16 protein-coding genes are annotated in these 17,329 nt (G+C 61.8%); 8 read left to right on the forward strand and 8 right to left on the reverse strand.

The annotated features are described in order from the left end of the window. The first annotated feature begins 5 nt into the window (after positions 1 to 5). The gene (locus tag BGE01nite_RS21185) at positions 6 to 236 is read left to right on the forward strand and encodes a phosphopantetheine-binding protein (protein ID WP_146853423.1); all 231 of its coding nucleotides are present in this window, start codon (positions 6 to 8) and stop codon (positions 234 to 236) included. A 109-nt stretch (positions 237 to 345) separates the two neighbouring features. On the opposite strand, the gene BGE01nite_RS21190 is transcribed toward BGE01nite_RS21185, so the two are convergent. Next, the gene (locus BGE01nite_RS21190) at positions 346 to 1,338 is read right to left on the reverse strand and encodes a hypothetical protein (protein WP_146853425.1); all 993 of its coding nucleotides are present in this window, start codon (positions 1,336 to 1,338) and stop codon (positions 346 to 348) included. A gap of 92 nt (positions 1,339 to 1,430) precedes the next feature. Here BGE01nite_RS21190 and BGE01nite_RS21195 point away from each other — a divergent pair, with 92 nt between their 5' ends. Next, positions 1,431 to 2,771, forward strand: coding sequence for a hypothetical protein (locus tag BGE01nite_RS21195; RefSeq protein ID WP_146853427.1), 1,341 nt, complete (start codon positions 1,431 to 1,433; stop codon positions 2,769 to 2,771). A gap of 93 nt (positions 2,772 to 2,864) precedes the next feature. Next, positions 2,865 to 3,224 carry a hypothetical protein gene (locus tag BGE01nite_RS21200; RefSeq protein ID WP_146853429.1) on the forward strand — a complete coding sequence of 120 codons (360 nt, stop codon included), beginning with the start codon at positions 2,865 to 2,867 and terminating at the stop codon, positions 3,222 to 3,224. A gap of 7 nt (positions 3,225 to 3,231) precedes the next feature. Here the strand turns inward: BGE01nite_RS21200 and BGE01nite_RS21205 are convergent, their stop codons facing one another. Further along, positions 3,232 to 3,735 carry a hypothetical protein gene (locus BGE01nite_RS21205; protein WP_146853431.1) on the reverse strand — a complete coding sequence of 168 codons (504 nt, stop codon included), beginning with the start codon at positions 3,733 to 3,735 and terminating at the stop codon, positions 3,232 to 3,234. 133 nt (positions 3,736 to 3,868) lie between these two features. On the opposite strand from BGE01nite_RS21205, the gene BGE01nite_RS21210 reads away from it, so the two are divergent. From BGE01nite_RS21210 to BGE01nite_RS21220, 3 genes are all read left to right on the forward strand, one after another. Continuing rightward, positions 3,869 to 5,944 carry a hypothetical protein gene (locus BGE01nite_RS21210; RefSeq protein ID WP_146853433.1) on the forward strand — a complete coding sequence of 692 codons (2,076 nt, stop codon included), beginning with the start codon at positions 3,869 to 3,871 and terminating at the stop codon, positions 5,942 to 5,944. Beyond that, on the forward strand, positions 5,941 to 6,789 hold the full coding sequence (locus tag BGE01nite_RS21215; protein WP_146853435.1) for a hypothetical protein: 849 nt from the start codon (positions 5,941 to 5,943) through the stop codon (positions 6,787 to 6,789). The genes BGE01nite_RS21210 and BGE01nite_RS21215 overlap by 4 nt, the downstream gene beginning before the upstream one ends. Before the next feature lie 106 nt (positions 6,790 to 6,895). After that, positions 6,896 to 7,126 (forward strand): hypothetical protein, encoded by a 231-nt coding sequence (locus tag BGE01nite_RS21220; RefSeq protein WP_146853437.1) that lies wholly within the window; start codon positions 6,896 to 6,898, stop codon positions 7,124 to 7,126. A 368-nt stretch (positions 7,127 to 7,494) separates the two neighbouring features. Here BGE01nite_RS21220 and BGE01nite_RS21225 read toward each other — a convergent pair whose 3' ends face one another. The 6 genes from BGE01nite_RS21225 to BGE01nite_RS21250 are packed head-to-tail and all read right to left on the reverse strand — an operon-like array spanning position 7,495 to position 14,411. Then, positions 7,495 to 10,332, reverse strand: a complete 2,838-nt coding sequence (locus BGE01nite_RS21225) for a hybrid sensor histidine kinase/response regulator (protein ID WP_170266952.1) — start codon at positions 10,330 to 10,332, stop codon at positions 7,495 to 7,497. Positions 10,333 to 10,340: 8 nt separating this feature from the next. Then, on the reverse strand, positions 10,341 to 10,787 hold the full coding sequence (locus BGE01nite_RS21230; protein WP_170266953.1) for a response regulator: 447 nt from the start codon (positions 10,785 to 10,787) through the stop codon (positions 10,341 to 10,343). A 59-nt stretch (positions 10,788 to 10,846) separates the two neighbouring features. Beyond that, the gene (locus tag BGE01nite_RS21235) at positions 10,847 to 13,018 is read right to left on the reverse strand and encodes a GspE/PulE family protein (RefSeq protein WP_146853443.1); all 2,172 of its coding nucleotides are present in this window, start codon (positions 13,016 to 13,018) and stop codon (positions 10,847 to 10,849) included. A gap of 14 nt (positions 13,019 to 13,032) precedes the next feature. Further along, a complete protein-coding gene (locus BGE01nite_RS21240; protein ID WP_146853445.1) occupies positions 13,033 to 13,563 on the reverse strand; it encodes a type II secretion system protein in 531 nt (176 codons plus the stop codon). A gap of 9 nt (positions 13,564 to 13,572) precedes the next feature. Beyond that, positions 13,573 to 13,977, reverse strand: a complete 405-nt coding sequence (locus tag BGE01nite_RS21245; RefSeq protein WP_146853447.1) for a type II secretion system protein — start codon at positions 13,975 to 13,977, stop codon at positions 13,573 to 13,575. Between the two features lie 26 nt (positions 13,978 to 14,003). Further along, a complete protein-coding gene (locus BGE01nite_RS21250) occupies positions 14,004 to 14,411 on the reverse strand; it encodes a hypothetical protein (RefSeq protein WP_146853449.1) in 408 nt (135 codons plus the stop codon). 309 nt (positions 14,412 to 14,720) lie between these two features. On the opposite strand from BGE01nite_RS21250, the gene BGE01nite_RS21255 reads away from it, so the two are divergent. Both BGE01nite_RS21255 and BGE01nite_RS21260 read left to right on the forward strand, forming a co-directional pair. Beyond that, entirely contained in the window at positions 14,721 to 16,004 is a 1,284-nt protein-coding gene (locus BGE01nite_RS21255; RefSeq protein WP_146853451.1) for a hypothetical protein, read from the forward strand. Between the two features lie 33 nt (positions 16,005 to 16,037). Then, positions 16,038 to 16,931, forward strand: coding sequence for a metal ABC transporter substrate-binding protein (locus BGE01nite_RS21260; RefSeq protein ID WP_146853453.1), 894 nt, complete (start codon positions 16,038 to 16,040; stop codon positions 16,929 to 16,931). The last annotated feature ends 398 nt before the right edge of the window (positions 16,932 to 17,329 follow it).

Below are 17,329 nucleotides of genomic sequence, written 5' to 3' on the forward strand. Positions count from 1 at the left end.
CTGACATGTCTGCTGAATCCCGCCTCCTCACTCTTCTACGTCCCTTTCTCCGGCTGCTTCCGCCAGATGCGGCACTGCCCATGGATGCTGACCTCGGCAGGCTGGGGTTGGATTCCTTGCAGTCCATCGACCTGCTGATGGCGCTGGAGCAGGAGTTCGGTGTGACCATCCCGGATGAGAAGATCACCGTCGAATCCTTCTCCACTCCCGCGCATGTGCTGGAGCTGGTGAAATAAGCAGCTTCAGGCCGGAGCAGAGCCGAAGAATGGAATGTAGAAAAATGAAGGTAGAAAGATTTCAGAAAATTTTTCTACCTCAATCTTTCTACATGAACCGGTTTGGGGCTCACAGTCCCCAGTCACCTTCCGCCAGCACAGGCCGGAGCGGCACGTCCTTGAGCGCCGGAGGCAGCCAGTGATGATGACAGATCTTCTCCTCACGCGTGTGCGCCAGCGGCAGACCGCTCCACAGATCCTCGCCCGGAAATGACGTGAGGCTGATGAAGGGCGCCCATGGGCTCTCCTCGCCCAGTGATTGTTCGAGAAGCCAGGTCACCAGCGCGTGGAGTTCCACCGTGGTCTTGCTGGTCGTGAACCAGTCCACCACAGCCCAGGCGGCCAGGCCTTTCAGGGAGCGCTGACACACCATCAGATAGGAGGAAAGCATGCCCCCCGGCCCGACCACACCGATGAAGCGATGCTCACGCATCGGAGACGTGAGATACCAGCGCAGATACTCCGGTGTGACGTGCTTTTGCAGGCATCGCCCGGGCCGCGCGGCGCGGATGCTGGAGACACTGCCCACATCCGTCACGATCTTCAACGTGCGGCCGAGCACCGGGGGCACAAAGCTCATCACATTCGCCAGCATGTCACCCGCCGCGCCGCGCATGAGCAGGCCATGCTGCACGTCCATGCGGGCGGTCCAGCCCCAGCGTGCCAGCAGCTTCTGCACTTCCGGGCTCGGTGTCGTGTCCACGATCGGCACTTCCTTGCCCAGGCGCTGCAGCATCATGCCCATGGGCAGCGCCGCGTTGCGATAGTCCTCCTCCACCGCCCATGAGGTGGCGATCAGCGCCGGCACCGGACTGCCCGCGGCATCCTCATACAAGGTCGGAATCACGCCGAGATATCCCGTGACGCGGTCCGCATCCTTCATGATCCAGCCACGGCAGGAGTGCGCATGGGCAAAGGGGTTTTCATCCCACCAGAAGGCCAGCCGCCGCAGCCATTGCTCCGCAGTGCAGGCACCCTCGCCTTGAAATTGTGACATCAAAAACGGCACCAGTTCATCACGGGCGGCGGGGCTGTCTTGAAAGGGCTCGATCCGGGCAGGCACATGAAAATCTCGCCTCATCTCGGGGGCTTGCATCTGAAAGTTGCAACACCTCGAGCCTTGCCTTGTTCAAAGCTTCCGGCATATCATTCATTATGGCCTGGAGATTTGATCAAGCTGTCATCCGAGGTGAACTCGACAACACCGAGCAAGGACATGTCCAAGTGCGGCTGGAGCTCGTGGGACATGATGAGCCTTTGCTGCTCGATCTGGAAGGTGATGCCTGGCGTGACATCGCAGGCAGCCGCTTTCATTTTTCCAACCCGCATCCCAAGCTGCAGAGCCGCATCCCGCCTTTTCACGGCGTGCAAAAGGGTGTGGTGGGAGACATCACCGCCTCGCGAAAGGTGAAGGTCTTCACCGTGCCCGAAGAGGAGTGGCGCCAGGCTTATCAGGAGGACCGCATCAGCGAGGTGCCCACCGAGATGCGCAACAGCCTTTACCTGGAGTGGTTCACGCCGGAGCACGGACGCTGCATCATCGAGAGCGCTGACTTTGAGATCGAGGTCACGGAACACGCGTGGCAGATGGATGAGGACGACGAGGCCGCGCAGAGAATGGCCAGCATGCATGCCATGCGCGAATACCTGGCAGACATCATCCAGCGCCCCTCGCGTGAGGACGATGGCGAATACGATGACGAGCTGCGCCAGGAGGACTTCACCGAGGAAAAATGGGAGGAACAACTGAAGGCCTCCGACCGCCTCAATGACGCCAGCATGGAGGCGCATGACAAATACGAGGAGGACGAGGACTCCGAGGAAAAGATCGCCTACGTCATGGGCTGGGACCACATCATCGAGGACATGGCAGATGCGCAGGAAGGCGTGGAGCCGTCTGAAGATGATCCGCCGGAAAAGAAGCGCCGCCGCCGCTGGATCGAAATGATGAACGAGATCAGCAACGACCTCCAGGAGGGCGAAGAGCAGGCCGAGAGCGAGGGCGATGACGATGCCAGCAGCGAAGCGATGCATGAAGATCCCTTCGCCGGCTCAGCCAGCGAGACCGAGCACGCCGTGAGTGACGAGTTCGATGCCCTCGATAAACATCCGCTGAACGTCCAGTCCCGGAAATTCCTGCACACCCTCTTTGACCAGCTCCGCACCCCGGGCCTGAGCCAGGCGCGGGGCAATGACCCGGATGATCCGCTGGACCGGTTCATCACCCATGTGCTGCAGATCTCGGGCAAGCTGGCTTCCGCCACCTCCATGGCCTGCCGCCGCCCTTCGGAGGGCATCGACATCGAGACCGGCCACTCCCTGGCCCTCACCAAGCGCTGCCTGAACTGGGCGAACGAGGCCCTGATCTGCCTCAACCAGCTCTGTGAATGCCCGGACCTCAAGGCGCATCACCCTCTTTTTGATGAATGGCAAAAGGAGCTTTTCTCCCTGCGGGACGGCATCACCGACTTCCGCCGTGACCTCCGGCAAAAGTGAGCCGGCAAACCAGCCGCCGCCTTGCCGTAGCTAAAAAACGTCATGTTTTCGGCATCGACAATTGGCAGCGGCTCGAATGAAATATCTCCCATCATGACCCAGACGCAACGCGAAGCGCTTTTCGATCTCCTCTCCCTCTCCATCTATGCGGACGCGCATGTCTCGCTGGCTGAGGAGGACCTTCTCAAGCAGGCCTTTGTCAAAAAGGGCTGGAAGTCCGAGTATCCCAAGAACCTCTTCATCGACGAATCCTTCGCCCGTGCCCGTGAGGCCGCCGACAGTGACGAGGCCATGTTTGACTACCTCAATGAGCGCGCCGCCCTCTTCACCTCCAAAGGGGTGCAGCAGGAGGCCTGTGACATCCTCAAGGCCATCCTCGAAGTGGATGGTGAGACCGCTGAGGAGAACGAGTTCTACTCCCTCTTCGTGCAGGCCCTGCCCATGCTGAAGTAGGCCCGTCTTACTTGATGGCACCCTGCCAGACCTTGGGCTGATGGCTCTCCAGCTTTTGCAGGTCCAGAGGCGCGGCGGATTTCACCTCGGCTTTGCTGCCACGGATGTCCAGCGTCAGCGCCCCATTCAGATGGGCCGCCTCCAGCCAGTAGCGCAGCCTCACGCTCTGCTCCGTGTGCGCGGGGATCTGCGGCGGCTTCTCCACGGGGAGGATGAAGGGAGGCACTTCCTTGCCGTCCGCCGTGAGCAGCTTCACGTCCGGCGGCTGCAGCACCAGATCCCGCGGATAGGTGTTCCGGTAACGCAGCTCGATGTCCAGCCGTGCATTGCCAAAGTCACGCTCCAGCGTGCAGCGGTGGATGGTGACCAGCGGCGCGGGATCCACATTGTCCAGCGCTTCGACCGGCAGAGGATCACCCTCGACCTTGGGCTGGTCTATGAGCACCCACACGGCTGCCCCGGCTCCCAGCAGCAGCAGCACCCAGACTTCGACTCGTTTCAGAAAGGCCATGGGACTTGCGTCGCTCCTGCCCGATGAAATTGCAAACGCAGAACTGCCCCTGCCACGGTGACGAAATGCCGGGATCAGGAAGGACATTCCCTGCTCGCTTCGTTTTGAGATGCCTCCTCCCCCACATCGAGCCATGCGTCGACTCCTCCCCTGCCTTGCCTTGTTCTTGTCCCCCGTGTTCGCAGGTCTGCCGCAGGACGCGGCGGAGCTTTTGAAACAGGCCGGCAATGCCAATGATGACCGCGAACGTCAGACCACGTTGGAGAAAATGGCCGCGCTGCCATCACTCGATGCCACCCAGAAGAAGGAAGCGGTGTCACTCGCGGACTTTGCCCGCCGCTGGAATGAGAGCGGACTGAAGTTCTACGGCGCGGCCATGCGCGGGAAGCCCTATCGCGCGCTTGGCGACTATGATTTCGGCGTGGCGGCAGACTCGCCTTTAAAGCCTCTGTGTGAGCTTTATCGCGGCCGCATGCTCGCCTGGAACTTGATCGAGAACAGCAACGTGCGCACGAACCCGAAGGAGGCGAAGTGGTTCAAGGACGAGTCCGTGGCTTCCTTCAAACGTGTGACCGAAGCCTTCCCGAAGAACGAAGCCGCACGCATGTATCTCGGCGAGGCGCAGCCCTGGGGCAGCATTCCGGAGAAAGTCGCCGGAGCACCTGAGTGGGCCACGCTGCAGCGCGAGCAACTGGAGCGCATGGCAGAGATCATCCGCTGGTGGATCACGCATCGTCAGCGTGACAATGGCGAGTTCGGCGGCGGCTGGGGTGACGACTGCGAGATGTGGCGCTGGTGGTCATCCGTCTTGTTAGGCTTTGATGACCCTCAGATCACCGCCGCGCAGTTGAAGTTCTCCCGCTCCGCCGTCACGCGTCCGCATCTGAAAGGCGGCTTCAACACCGAGATCACGGATGTGGAGCATGCCGCCGAGGACACCACGGACAACCTCGTTCCCCTCATGGTGCTGGAACCGGACAACCCAAAGTGGACGCAGTGGGGCCTGAAGATGGGAGACTTCATGCGGGATGTCTGGACCGGCCGCAATGAGCGCGGCCATCTACAGTTCAAGAGCTTCTACTTCAGCGCCACCGAGGCCGCTCCGCAGCCGCATCGCGCCTTTGATGTCATCGCCAATGTCGGTGCTTTGCATCCCGCGCTTCTCGCCTGGCAGAAGACGGGAGATGAAAAGCTCGGCGCGCAGATCTGCACTTGGTTGGACACATGGGTCGATGCCACAGCTCGCGAGGAAAATGGCAAGCCCGCTGGCATTCTCCCCGCATCTCTGCACTGGCCTGATGGCGCCGCCTCGGGAGCGGAAGGTCACTGGTGGGAGCCCGTGAAGCCCGGCGGCTACATGCACAGCTACTACATCTGGCCCAGCGTCATCACCGAGATCACAGACGCGCTCATGCTCGCGCATGTCATGACGGGTAAAGAGACCTATCTTGCTCCGCTGCGCAGCATGGCGGCCATCCGTTTGAAGTATCTCAAGAACCCCGCCAGCGCCAAAGCCGCGCCCGGCAGTGAAATCTGGTGCGCGCAGGAGCTGGCACCTCGCCGTAATGCCAACAGCAACACCGGCGGCCTGGTGAAAACCCTCGCCCGTTTCAAGGCGCTCACCGGCACCACGGAGTTTGACGAGCTCCTCAAGCTGGAAGGCTCCGAGTTCGTCATCCGCACGGATGCGGAAGGCCGCCGTGAGCTGGAGAAAGCCCTGGAGGAAAGCCTCGGCGCACTGCGTGTGAACTTCGCCGGTTTCACCAGCGAGGTGCGTTCCACCGACCGCTGCGTGCGCTTCGTGCAGTTCCTGGCACAGGACTATGCCTTTGATGACTACAAGGGCGTCATGCAGCCCAAGCATGAGCTGCTTTACCGCATGGTCACGGGCGATAAGAACGCGCCCCGCTTCCCGCAGATGGCCGTGCGCTGGCTCACCCCACCGAAGGAGATCGCCGCGCTCGTCACCGAGGCCAGCACCACCCGCTTCTCCGCCGAGCTCTTCCACTTTGGCAAGGAGCCGCGTCAACTCAGCGCAGAGCTCCGCCAGCTGAAGCCCGGCAGCTACAAGGCAAGCCTAACCATCAATGGTGAATCGGCAAAGCTTCCCGGAGATGTCGTGAAGATCGAGAAAGGCCGCTTCACCAAGCTGCCCTTCACCTTGCCCGCTCAAAAGCTCGTCGTGCTGAGCCTCCAGCCTGTTCCATGAAACTTCGCCTCATCGCTTTTGGTTATGCCATCGCCCTGCCTCTCGTCGCAGCCGAGCCGCAGAACCCATCGCCGATGGTGGAGCACACGCGCGAGCATCCACGCTTGAAGGAGGGGCATCCGCCCGGCACCCGCGAGAAGCTGGAGGCGGGCACGCTCTTCATTCCGAAAGCCATCATCGGCCAGAAGGAAGCACCGCTGCTCATCTTCATGCACGGCGGCACCTGGGTCCCCGAGGTGGCTGCTGCCAAGCACGGCATGGCAGCGCTCGTCATCCAGCGTGGTGATGGCTATCGCGCCCTGTTTGAGAAGGAAGATGCTCTGACCACGCTCGTCACTGAAGCCTCCGCCAAGGCCAGCATCCAGTGGTCCCGCATCACCGTCGGCGGCTGGAGCGCCGGGTGCCAGGGCATCCGCGCCATGATGCACTCCGCAGCTTCGGTGCAGATCACCGACCGCGCTTTGATGATCGACGGCATCCACACCAGTTATGTCGATGGCAAACCGGGCCCGCTCGAATCCAAGATCGATACCGCCGCGCTCGCCCCCATCGCCAGCTTTGCGCGTGAAGCCCTGGCAGACCGCAAGCGGCTGCTCATCACCCACAGCGAGATCTTCCCCGGCACCTTCGCCAGCACCACGGAGACCGCCGACTGGCTGCTCAGAGAGCTGGCTGTGCCGCGTCAGGCCGTGCTGAAGTGGGCGCCCATGAAGACCCAGCAGTTGAGCGAGGCCAGGAGGGGTTCCTTCCAGCTCATCGGCCTGGCTGGAAATTCCGCGCCGGACCATGTCGACCAGCTCTATGCACTGCCAGACTGGCTAGAATGGCTGGAAAAAGCACCTTGACCTGTTGAAAATGAGAGATCTGGGCGTCTGGTCATTTGTCCAAACGCCGAATTAATGATTGTCATGGTGACCGCTACTCATGTAAGTTTTTGGTCATTCCCTGAAAATGCGTTCCCCTTTATACTGGCTGTCCTCCACGAGCGTGGCCGTGCTTTGTATGAAGGCAGCCGCCACCCCGAATGTGGATGAGGGCGCCATGACCGCGGCCATTCCCACGGAACTGCTCCTACCTCCCACCGACCCCGCGCGCTCCATGGTACTCGGCGCCGGCATTCTAGCGGTGGCCTACACCTACCGGCGTGTCTGGCTGAATTTTGCCCCTGGCCGCAAGCAGTGATGGAAGTCTGGGTGTCCTTGTGTTGAACCACGGAGTGGTTCCCTGTGAATAGCCAGGGGTGCAGCGAGGAACGAGCGAAACCCCTGGTCAGGCGTGTTCAACACCTTTCCATGCATCAACTCCGGAGGAGTTGCCCAATGCGCTGTGTGTTCCAATCACATGGGTGACACCATTTCCCAAGCACATGGGTGACAGCGGGATGGCTTTTGCAAGCTGGCATGGCGAGGGGAACCGTGGAGACGTCGTGTGCATTGGGCAACTCCTACGGAGTTGGAACTGGCCGGTGCGTTGATGGTGGTCTACCAGGGGTTCCCTTCGGTCACCCCTGGCTATTCGTGGGGAACCACTCCGTGGTTCGCCCATCCCCGCTACAGCGTCATCGGCTTCATGGCCGCTTCCTTTTCCAGGCTCGGCGGGATGGCGCGGCGGAAGTCATCCAGGCTGACAGGCTTGGTGAGGAAGGCATTCATGCCCGCCAGTTTACACTCCTCCTTCACCCCGGTCAGTGCGTGACCGGTCATCGCAATGATCGCCGGCTGGTTCTTGAGCTGGAAGTTCGAGCGGATGGCCTTCGCCGCATCAATGCCGCCCATCACGGGCATCTGCAGATCCATGAAGATCAGGTCATAGCCGGAGCTGGCGACCATTTCGATGGCCTCCTGGCCGTTGTTCGCGATGTCGATGCCCGTGTAGCCAAGCCGCTGCAGCAGCATGATGGCAATCTTTTGGTTCAGCGGCTGGTCTTCCACCAGCAGGATCCGCGCTGGATTCAGCTTGGCAAAGCTCTCGCCATCAGCCTTTGCCGCCGCGAGGATGGCCCGGTTCGTCGACTGGGAGATCTGCGCATCATGTCCGGCAGAGCCCGCGCGCGAGCCTTCCACAGGTGGCGGCGCATCCAGCGCGGCGGGGGGCATGGATGAGAAGAAAGGACTCGCCTGCGCAGGTCCCGGCACCGCAAACGCTGGTAGGGAAGGCAGCGGTGTGATGGGCACCAGCGGGATGGCGGGCATTCCCGCCGCAGCAGCGGGCACCGGAGCAGGGCCAGTCGTGGCGATGGCCTGATAAAGCACGGGGTTTGAGCCTGCCGGGACACCGCCCATCATGGGCCGGAGCTTGGCAGACTGGCCGCCAGAGGCCTGCGCCATCACGGGAGCCGCACGTTCCTGCAGAGCGCCAGTGGCCACGCGGGGCATGCGGATCAGCTCACACAGATTTCGCAGCAGCTCACGCCGCTTCGCCGGCTTCGCCAGCTTGGCAAAACGGCTGCAGCCAGGCGGTGCATAATGGTCACGCAGCTTCCAGCGTGTCAGCGGCAGCAGCACGATGATCGCCACGCCCTGGGCCATGGCCACCTCGAGGATGGGCTGCGCACTTTCCGGAGTGTGATCACTGACATCTATCACCAGCACCGCCGCCTCCAGGAAATCACGCGCCAGGTCAGCGGGCGGCAGATCCACACGCGCCTGTGCCACTCCGGAGATGCCCCAGAGCTGCAGTGTCTGGGCCAGGATCTGCTGCGTGGTGTTGTGCGGGCTGTGATAGATCACCCGGCGGTCTTTCACGGTCTCCAGCCAGCCTGACTCCTCTTCACGTCCTTCATTGTCCGGCGTGATGCGCAGCGGGATCTCAAAGAAGAAGTCTGAGCCGTGACCGCTCTCGCTGACCACGCTGATCTCCCCGCCCATGAGGCGGCAGAGCTTCCGGCAGATGGCGAGCCCGAGGCCCGTGCCGCCATACTTGCGCGTGGTGCTGGTGTCCGCCTGGATGAAGGCCTGGAAGAGCTGCCCGATCTTGTCAGAGGGAATGCCGATGCCCGTGTCACGCACGGAGAAATGAATGTGCGGAATGTCCCCCTCCTTGGTGCGGCGGCTCACCTGCCGTGCGAGGATGAGGATCTCCCCCTTCTCAGTAAACTTGATCGCATTCCCCGCCAGGTTCACCAGCACCTGTTTCACACGCTGGAAGTCCCCCAGGAAGAAGCGCGGCAGCGCTGCATCGACATGGAAATTGAGTTCGACGGCTTTCTCCGCCGCGCGGTAGGAGAAGACATCCGCCACCTCGGCCAGCAGCTTCTCCATGTCCACCGGCACGGCCTCCAGCTCCATCTTGCCAGACTCGATCTTCGAAAAGTCCAGGATGTCACTGATCAGGTGCAGCAGGCTCTCACCGGAAGCGCGGATCATGCGCACCAGCTCCTCCTGCTCCGGTGCCAGCCCCATCTCCACCAGCAGTGAGGTGGTGCCGATGATGCCGTTCATCGGCGTGCGGATCTCATGACTCATGTTGGCCAGGAAGTCCCCCTTCGCCGCCGTGGCCTGCTCAGCCTGCTTTCTCGCCTGGTGGAAGTCAGCCAGGATCTGCGTGCGCCTGGTTTCCTCCGCTTGGAAGTGTGAGAGCGCCTCATTGAAGGCCGCCTGGATCTGGTCCAGGTCATCATGACCTTTCGCTGGCAGACGATGGCTCAGATTTCCGGTCTGGATGGCCGTGAAGCCCTGCATGATGGCCCGCGTCTTGCGCGTGATGCTCAGCCCCAGCAGGTAAAAGCCCACCGCGGCAGGCAGCAGGCCAAAGGCGCCGCCCAGCAGCGGCACCATGAGCCTCGGCACGTTTAACAAATGATGCAGCTGCACCAGCGGCTGGCGCACGATGAGCGCGCCCGTGATTTTTCCCGACTTGTCTTCCAGAGGCCCGCCTGCGAAGAGCCATTCGCTCTTCCCCATCAGGCCCGCCTTCAAGCTCAGCGGCGCGTCTTCGATCGCCATCGAGGAGCCCGCCATGACGCGGAAAGTGATCTCCTTCATGCGCTCCTCATCAGGCTCCAGCGGAAGGTTCGCCGTGTCTGTCTCATGAATCACGATGTAAGGTGTGGTGCCCACCGCATGCGTGCCGTTCTCACGATCCGGCCCCGCAAACTCCAGCCGCAGCCCCAGTTGCTGGATCATCGCCGGCACATCCACCACCTGCAGACGCATCTGCAGGTGCACGATCGCCTCCTCGTTGATGTTGCTGACACCCGTCAGATCCTCAGCCTGCAGATGCTGGGAGGTGATCTCCTTCTGCGCTTCACGCACGATGGACCCCAGATAAGCACGCTGGCTCAGCCTGAGGATGAGCAGCTCCTGCCAGAGAAAGGCGGCCGCGGTGACCAGCACGCCAATAATCATGGCGGCCACACCGAGGGTGGCAAATCTCTGGGAGATGGACATGCGGACTCTCATGAAGAAACAGCGGAGCTGGGGCTGCGGTCACGCATCAGGCAGCGCCGGACCACAGCACAGAGACTCTCGATCGGGTAAGGCTTCGTCAGGATGTCCACAAAGCCGAGCGCCTGGCAGAGGTCACGCGCATCTCCCTGGAAGAAGCCGCTGCACGCGATCACACGGAGATCAGGATCACTCACCTTCACGATCTCCAGCACATCAAAGCCGGACATGCCGCCTGGCAGGGTGATGTCCAGCACCAGCACACGGAAACGCTCCGCGTCCGGGCAGGGCTGCGCCAGGATCTGCAGAGCCTCCTCACCGGAGGGGCAGCCCACCGCGCGAAATCCCTGGGACTCCAGGATGGCCACCGCCACGGCCAGCACATGCGGCTCGTCATCCACGACGAGAATACGGCCGGCAGCTCGTGAATGAGCGGAGGCCTCGGATGACGGTTTCATGGACATGATGGTAGCAGTTAATGTTAGGCGATCGGTGGGTGGGGGCTTCATTCGTCAGGTCAGGTGACCGCGGTGTAGGAGAGGCACTTGATCTCATCCAGGCTGGTATGACCGGCCATGACCTGGATGCAGCCTTCTTGATAAAGGGAGAAGAACCCGTTCTTGAAGGCCGCCGCGCGCAGGGCGGACATCGGCGCGGCCTCCTCGATGAGGTCACGCAGCTCCGTGCTCACCTCACAGATCTCCATGAGCGCCACACGGCCTGAGTAGCCCGTGCCATGGCACTCCTGGCAGCCCACCGGCATGTAGATCGGGGTGGTCACCGGCTGTGATATCACATTTTGTTTGGCAAACATCTCCTGCACGTCCTGCGGGACCGGCATCGGCCGTTTGCAATAGGTGCAGAGCCTGCGCACGAGCCGCTGGGCCTGCGAGAGCGCCAGCGAATCCGCCAGCAGATACTTCTCCACCCCCATGCTCATGAGTCGGGACACCGCTCGTAAAGAATCATTCGCATGCAGCGTGGTCAGCACCAGGTGACCTGTGAGCGCCGCATTCACCGCCGAGTTCGCCGTTTCGGCATCTCGAGACTCACCGATGAGGATGATGTCCGGGTCAGCTCGCAAAAGCGCCCGCAGACCATTGGCGAAATCCAGCCCGTGATGCGGGTTCGTCTGCGTCTGGTTGATCCCCTCGATCTCATACTCGATCGGGTCCTCGATCGTCTGGATGTTCACGCTTTCGTCATTCACGCTGTTCAGCAGCGCGTAGAGCGTGGTCGTCTTGCCGGAACCTGTGGGACCTGTGACGAGGATCAGCCCCTGGTCACGTGTCATCGTGCGGTTCAGGATGTCGACCTGCCTCTGGCCCAGATTGAAATCACTCAGACGCTTCACGCCGTCTGCCTTGTCCAGGAAACGCATGATGACCTTCTGATACTCACGCCGCGTGGGCACAGCGGCCACACGCACATCCACCCGCCGTCTGCCGATGCTGAGCGCAAACCTGCCGTCCTGCGCCTCCTGCCGGTTCTGGTTCATGCCGGCGTAGTTTTTCACCAGCGCGATGAAGCGGTTGAGCTGTGATTCCGGCGCCGTGAGAATCGTCTTCATGTTCCCGTCCATGCGCGCACGGAAGCGCGCCAGATTGTAGAACTTCTCCAGGTGAAGGTCAGAGGCGCGGCAGCGGATGGCCGTGAACAGCGCCCACTGCACCAGTTCCTCCGGTGTGTGCGCCGGGCTGGCCGGATTGATCCGCGCCATGTCCTCCGGCATGATGTCAATGATGCCCTCCGTGTTCGTGGCAGAGGCGGACAGGGTGGCCTTGTCCACCTTCACACCGCTCGGGTCAAAGGTGGCCCCCGCGCGGTTGATGGCATCACGGATGCCTGTGGGATCCGTCAGCACGCGGATGATCTTCACCGCGGTGTTACCCATGCTCAGCCACTCGTCCTCAAACGCATAACTGTCCGCATGCTCGCTGAGCATGAAGACCGCGTTCTTGCCGATGTAGAGAGGATAGACGTTGTGCCGCTCCAGCAGCGCCAGCGGGAAGAAGGTCTGGCGCGCCGCCTCTGTGGCGGAGAAGCAGAAGTCCTTGCCGCGCGTGACCAGATAGTTCAGCACCACGCCCAGGTTCCGCTGCATGATGTTGAAGTGATTCACCCCCAGCTTGGGGTTCTTCTCCTTCTGGGTTTCGAAGAACCCGCGCAGCTTCGTGACCTCCGCCGGCTCGTATGGATAGTGCTCCATCAGCCACTCGAAGGTGCCCTCCAGCCCCATCTCGTCAAAGCGGGGCGACTCCATGCCTTCAAATGCATTTTGCTGGGCGATCGGCAGCTGCCCGAACCGTGTCACCAGTTCCTTCCGCGTCTTCTGATACTGGTCCTGGGAGATCAGCACCCGCAGCGTGAGGAAGCCTGGCACACCCCAGGTGTCTCCGGCGCGTGGATTGTGATGCGCCATCACCAGCAGCGGACCAAAGGTCATCACCGGCAGCCATGGATCCGCCACATACGGCACGCGGCCGAGCTTGCGCACGATCCGCTCCGCCTCAGGGGAGCAGGTCTCGCGCATCAGCGTCACCGGCAGGATGTGGTGCTGCAGTGCCAGCCCCTCGATCGAGATGATCGCCGCTTGCCGGGCGTCGATGGTCATCGGTGCCGGACTACTCGCATCTCCGAAGGATTGCGCGTCGGGTTGGGCTGGAAGTTGGGAGGTCGCGGCAGACATGTTCGTCGGGAGGCTCAGCGGCCGTTGGTGGAGAAGTCCGGCGGGTAGACACGCGGCTCACCGTAGTCGGAGCCGTCGAAAGCCACGAGCAGTCCGGAGCCCGTGGTCCCGGGACGCAGCAGTTCAAAGCGGCGTCCATTCCATTGCAGCCTGAAGTCTTTGTCAGAGGCGGAGGTCTTCGGCCGGTAGCGTGGGTCGATGTAGGGACTGTTCAGGTCCGCGATATCATCATCCGGATCACGATACTGCAGCGTCAGCAGCAGCAGGCTCTCATCCCACACGGCTCCGCTGGCCGCGCTCTCTGTATACTCCTTGAAGCTCGCCGCGCGCTCACCCAGCCCGCGGTTCAGCATCTCCACCTTCTCCTGCGCCAGCGTCAGCTTGATGGCCTCATAGTTGCTGCCCAGGTTCAGGATCACCACCGTGGCCAGGATGCCCAGGATGGAGATGGTCATGATGATCTCGGACATGGAGAAGCCTGCACGCCACCGCCGGACAGGCAGCGCTGCGTTGACATTTCTCTGGTTAGGCCGGAAGGAGGGCATGAGCCGTGGTCAGTAAGGGATGTTTCCGCTCGGTCCGGTCAGGGACGCCTTCGTCATGCTGGTGATGGATACCGGGAACGTGATGCCGTAATCCTGCGGCATGTAGGCCGTCAGAGTGGTTTCAGCATAGGCCAGGTAGGGACGGATCTTCTCATACTTGGCCTGCGCGTTGGTCGCGCTTGTCCACTCGTTCGCCGCCTGGCTGCGGCCCGCCACCTGGATGTAGGTGGCCATGGCCAGGTTCAGGGACTCGGCACGGGAGATCGCGAGATTGCGCTCACTATCACTGCGCATCCGGGTGATGGAGGGAATGGCCAGGAAGGCGATGATGCCGATGATCGACACACAGGCGATCATCTCCACCATGGAAAAGCCGCGGCGGCTCGCGCGGAGAGTGGAGGGGTGAGAGTTCATGCCAGGGTTTTCGAAGGGGTGGGATTCTACTCAGTCACAAGATCCACGGTGGGGAAGGAGCCGTCCTGCCAGGTCGGCAGCGTCAGATATTGCTTGCCGTTTTTCAGAGCCTTGGTGTGCAGCCGGTCCGTGCCGGTGGTGTAGTCCAGGAAATGATCTGCCGTGCTCTGGTCCAGGTAGCCGTTGCGCACGTTCACATCCGTCGAGTTTACGTTCGGCACTAGCAGGTTGAAGCGTGCCGAGGTCGTCTGCAGCGCGTTATACTGGTTGCGCAGGCTGTTCAGGCTGCGCATCTGCGCCGTCGTGCCCACACGCGTTTGGGACATCACCCATGCGGTGAGTGCCTCGCCCACCGCCGCCTGCTGCTGACGGGCCACGATGCGGCTCGCATCACGGGCGCTATTTGAGATCGCGCTCAGGGCCAGGGAGGACATGATCCCAATGACCGCGATCGTGAAGATCGCTTCCACAAACGTGAAAGCCCGGGGGGGGCGAATCGGCATGTGAGCAAAGGTGAACATAGGGGCACAAATGTGAACTATGAATATTATATTATCTATATTAATTATCTGCCAAGGATAAAATCAGAGATTTCAGAGGTCCTGATCTCTTGCCTCCCACCCCCTCTTCGAGGCCAGGCCCCCAACCGGAAACCGAGAACCGGGAACCGCGAACCCATATTAACGCAATTATTTCGCATTAACACGCTTGACTCCAATGCAACTTGATTGCCTTAATGCCGCATGCGCAAGCTCCCGCTCCTCATTGCCGCCACCCTTTTCAGCCTTCGTCTCTCCGCGCAGGCCCAGACTCAGACCTCCACCTCCGCCCAGTTCGATTCCCAGCGCCAGCAGCAGTATCAATACTCCACCTTCAGCGCCATGTCCGCCCCCGTGGTCCTGCCCATGGATGGCAAGGTGGACAAAGCCGACTGGCTCACCGGCATGGATGTCAGCCTCTGGGACAAGATCTTCCCCCATGCCCACCTCGATACCGTCTACGGCACCAGCAGCGTGGATCAGGAGGAGCTCGCCGTGGGCCATCACGATCCCATCCGCCGGGATGGCGTGACGCTCCAGAACATCGAGTTCTCCCTCTCTGGCCGTCTCGACAAGCACAACGAGTTCTTCGTCACCCTCGCCGGAGCGGTGGATGGGGATGACCACTTCGACCCCATCTTTGAGGAAGCCTTCTGGAAGTTTAAAAACCTCCCGGGCGGCTTCGAGCTCCGCCTCGGCCGCGTCTACAACCGCTTCGGCATCCAGAACACCTACCACCCGCATGGTTTTGACTGGGTGGACCAGTATCTGGTGAACACACGCATGCTCGGAGACGACTCCCTCACCACCCTCGGGGCCGAGCTCACCTGGCTGGCTCCCCTGCCCTGGACCTCGCAGTTTGACCTCGCCATCGGCCGCGCACCCTCTCATGACGGCCACCACCATCATGAAGATGAAGAAGAGACCCGCTATGCTGCGGACGAGTCCTACTTTGGCGATGACGACCTGCTCTACGTGCTGAACTGGACGAATGTCATGAACTACAATGACTTCCACCAGTTCCGCGCCGGCATGTCTGGAGCCTGGGGGGACAACCTCAGCGGCTACCGCACCAGTGTGTATGGCGCCCACTTCGAATACCAGTGGCGTGAAAACGGCTTCGAATCCGGCGGCCGCTACTTCCGCCTCCGCTCTGAGGCCATGACCAACCGCTTCCGTGTGGAAGATGAGATAGATGACACCCGCTCGCCCGAAGCCCAGCAGGACTTCGGCTGCTACCTCAGCGCCCTCTACGGCCTGCCGAACAACCTCGAAATCGGCCTGCGTGGCGAGTTTGCCTCCGGCAATAGCGAGACCGGCCGCGACTCCCGCTTCCGCGTCAGCCCGGGCCTCACCTGGTATGCCAACCAGGCCCGCACCATGCGCTTTCGCCTGCAATATAACTACGACAACTCCAACACCCGCGGCGAAGATCACGCCGTCTGGGCCCAGTTCAGCCTCGCCTGGGGTGGACCGGAAGTGCGCTAGTCTCGTATCTCTCACACCGTTTTCCTTCTCATCATGAAAGCTCTCTGCCTCGCCCTTTCCTTCCTGGCCATCGCCCTCACCTCGCAGGCCGCGGTGAAGGTCGCCACTCTGCATCCTTTGTTAGCCGATCTCACCCGCCAGGTCGGCGGCGCCAATGTCGAGGTCGTGGAGATCGTGAAGCCCGGCAGTGACGTCCATCACTTCGAGCCCGCCGCGCGTGACATCGCCTCCATGCGCGGTGCCGCCCTCCTGCTCGCCATGGGCAAGCACCTCGAGCCCTATCTCGACAAGCTGCGCGACAGCGTCGGCACCGGCGTGAAGGTCATCGAGGTCGGCCGCCCCATCCCCTCCCTCAAGCTCGAGCCCGGCCAGGAAATCTTCATCTGCTGCCCCGAGCACGCGCACAACAGCATCGACCCGCACTGGTGGCACAGCGCGGACAACATGAAGCGCGCCGCCCGTGTGATCGCTGATGAGCTCAGCGCCATCGATCCTGCCAACGAAGCCGCCTACACCGCCGCGGCCAAGGCTGCCGGCACGCGTTTCGATGAGCTGAAGAAATGGGCCCAGCAGGAGATCAGCGTCATCCCGCGTGGTGACCGCAAGCTCGTCACCGCCCACGCTGCCTTCGGCTACTTCTGCAAGGAGTATGGCTTCAAAAGCGTCCCCGTCCTTGGCATCGGCCGCAGTGACGACACCTCCACGCAATACATCGCCCAGACCATCAAAGTCATCCGCGACAACAAGATCCGCTCCGTCTTCCCCGAGGATCAAGCCAACCCCAAAGTCCTCACCGAGATCGTCCGCAGCACCGGCGTGAAACTCAGTGATCCCCTCGTCGCCGATGGCACCGCCAAGGAAGCTCACACGTTCGAGACCATGTTCTCCCACAACGTCCGCACCATCGTCGCCGCGCTGAAGCCTTGAGGCGTGGCAGCTCTCTGCCACATGGATGACTTCGGTAAAATTCGTTAGGCCATTGTGACGCATCGGCGGCATCGGGACGGCGTGGCACGGCGCACGGCTTTCCGGCTCCGCACTGGCAAGGCCGGCAGGCGTTTCACATGCCGCCTCGCCAGGACCAAAGTTTTGAATGACTTTTGGTTCAGCAGAAAGCGCAGCATCTGCAGCGCGCTCCGGGTTGCGCCCGGGATCTGGGCTCTGGCTGCTGGAGCTTTCCTGCTCCAAAGCTCCCCCCTCACGCACGTGCGCGTGCGCCCCATCCCCGGGTGTGGGTGGGGGCAGGTGGGTGGGAGAAAGGGGAGTCTGAGGGGAAAGAGGGCGGGAGGAGGGGGGAGGGAGAGGGGCCGTCTTTTTCGGACCGT

This window comes from Prosthecobacter gellanilyticus, from assembly GCF_007992435.1.
GTDB classification, from domain to species: domain Bacteria; phylum Verrucomicrobiota; class Verrucomicrobiia; order Verrucomicrobiales; family Verrucomicrobiaceae; genus Prosthecobacter; species Prosthecobacter gellanilyticus.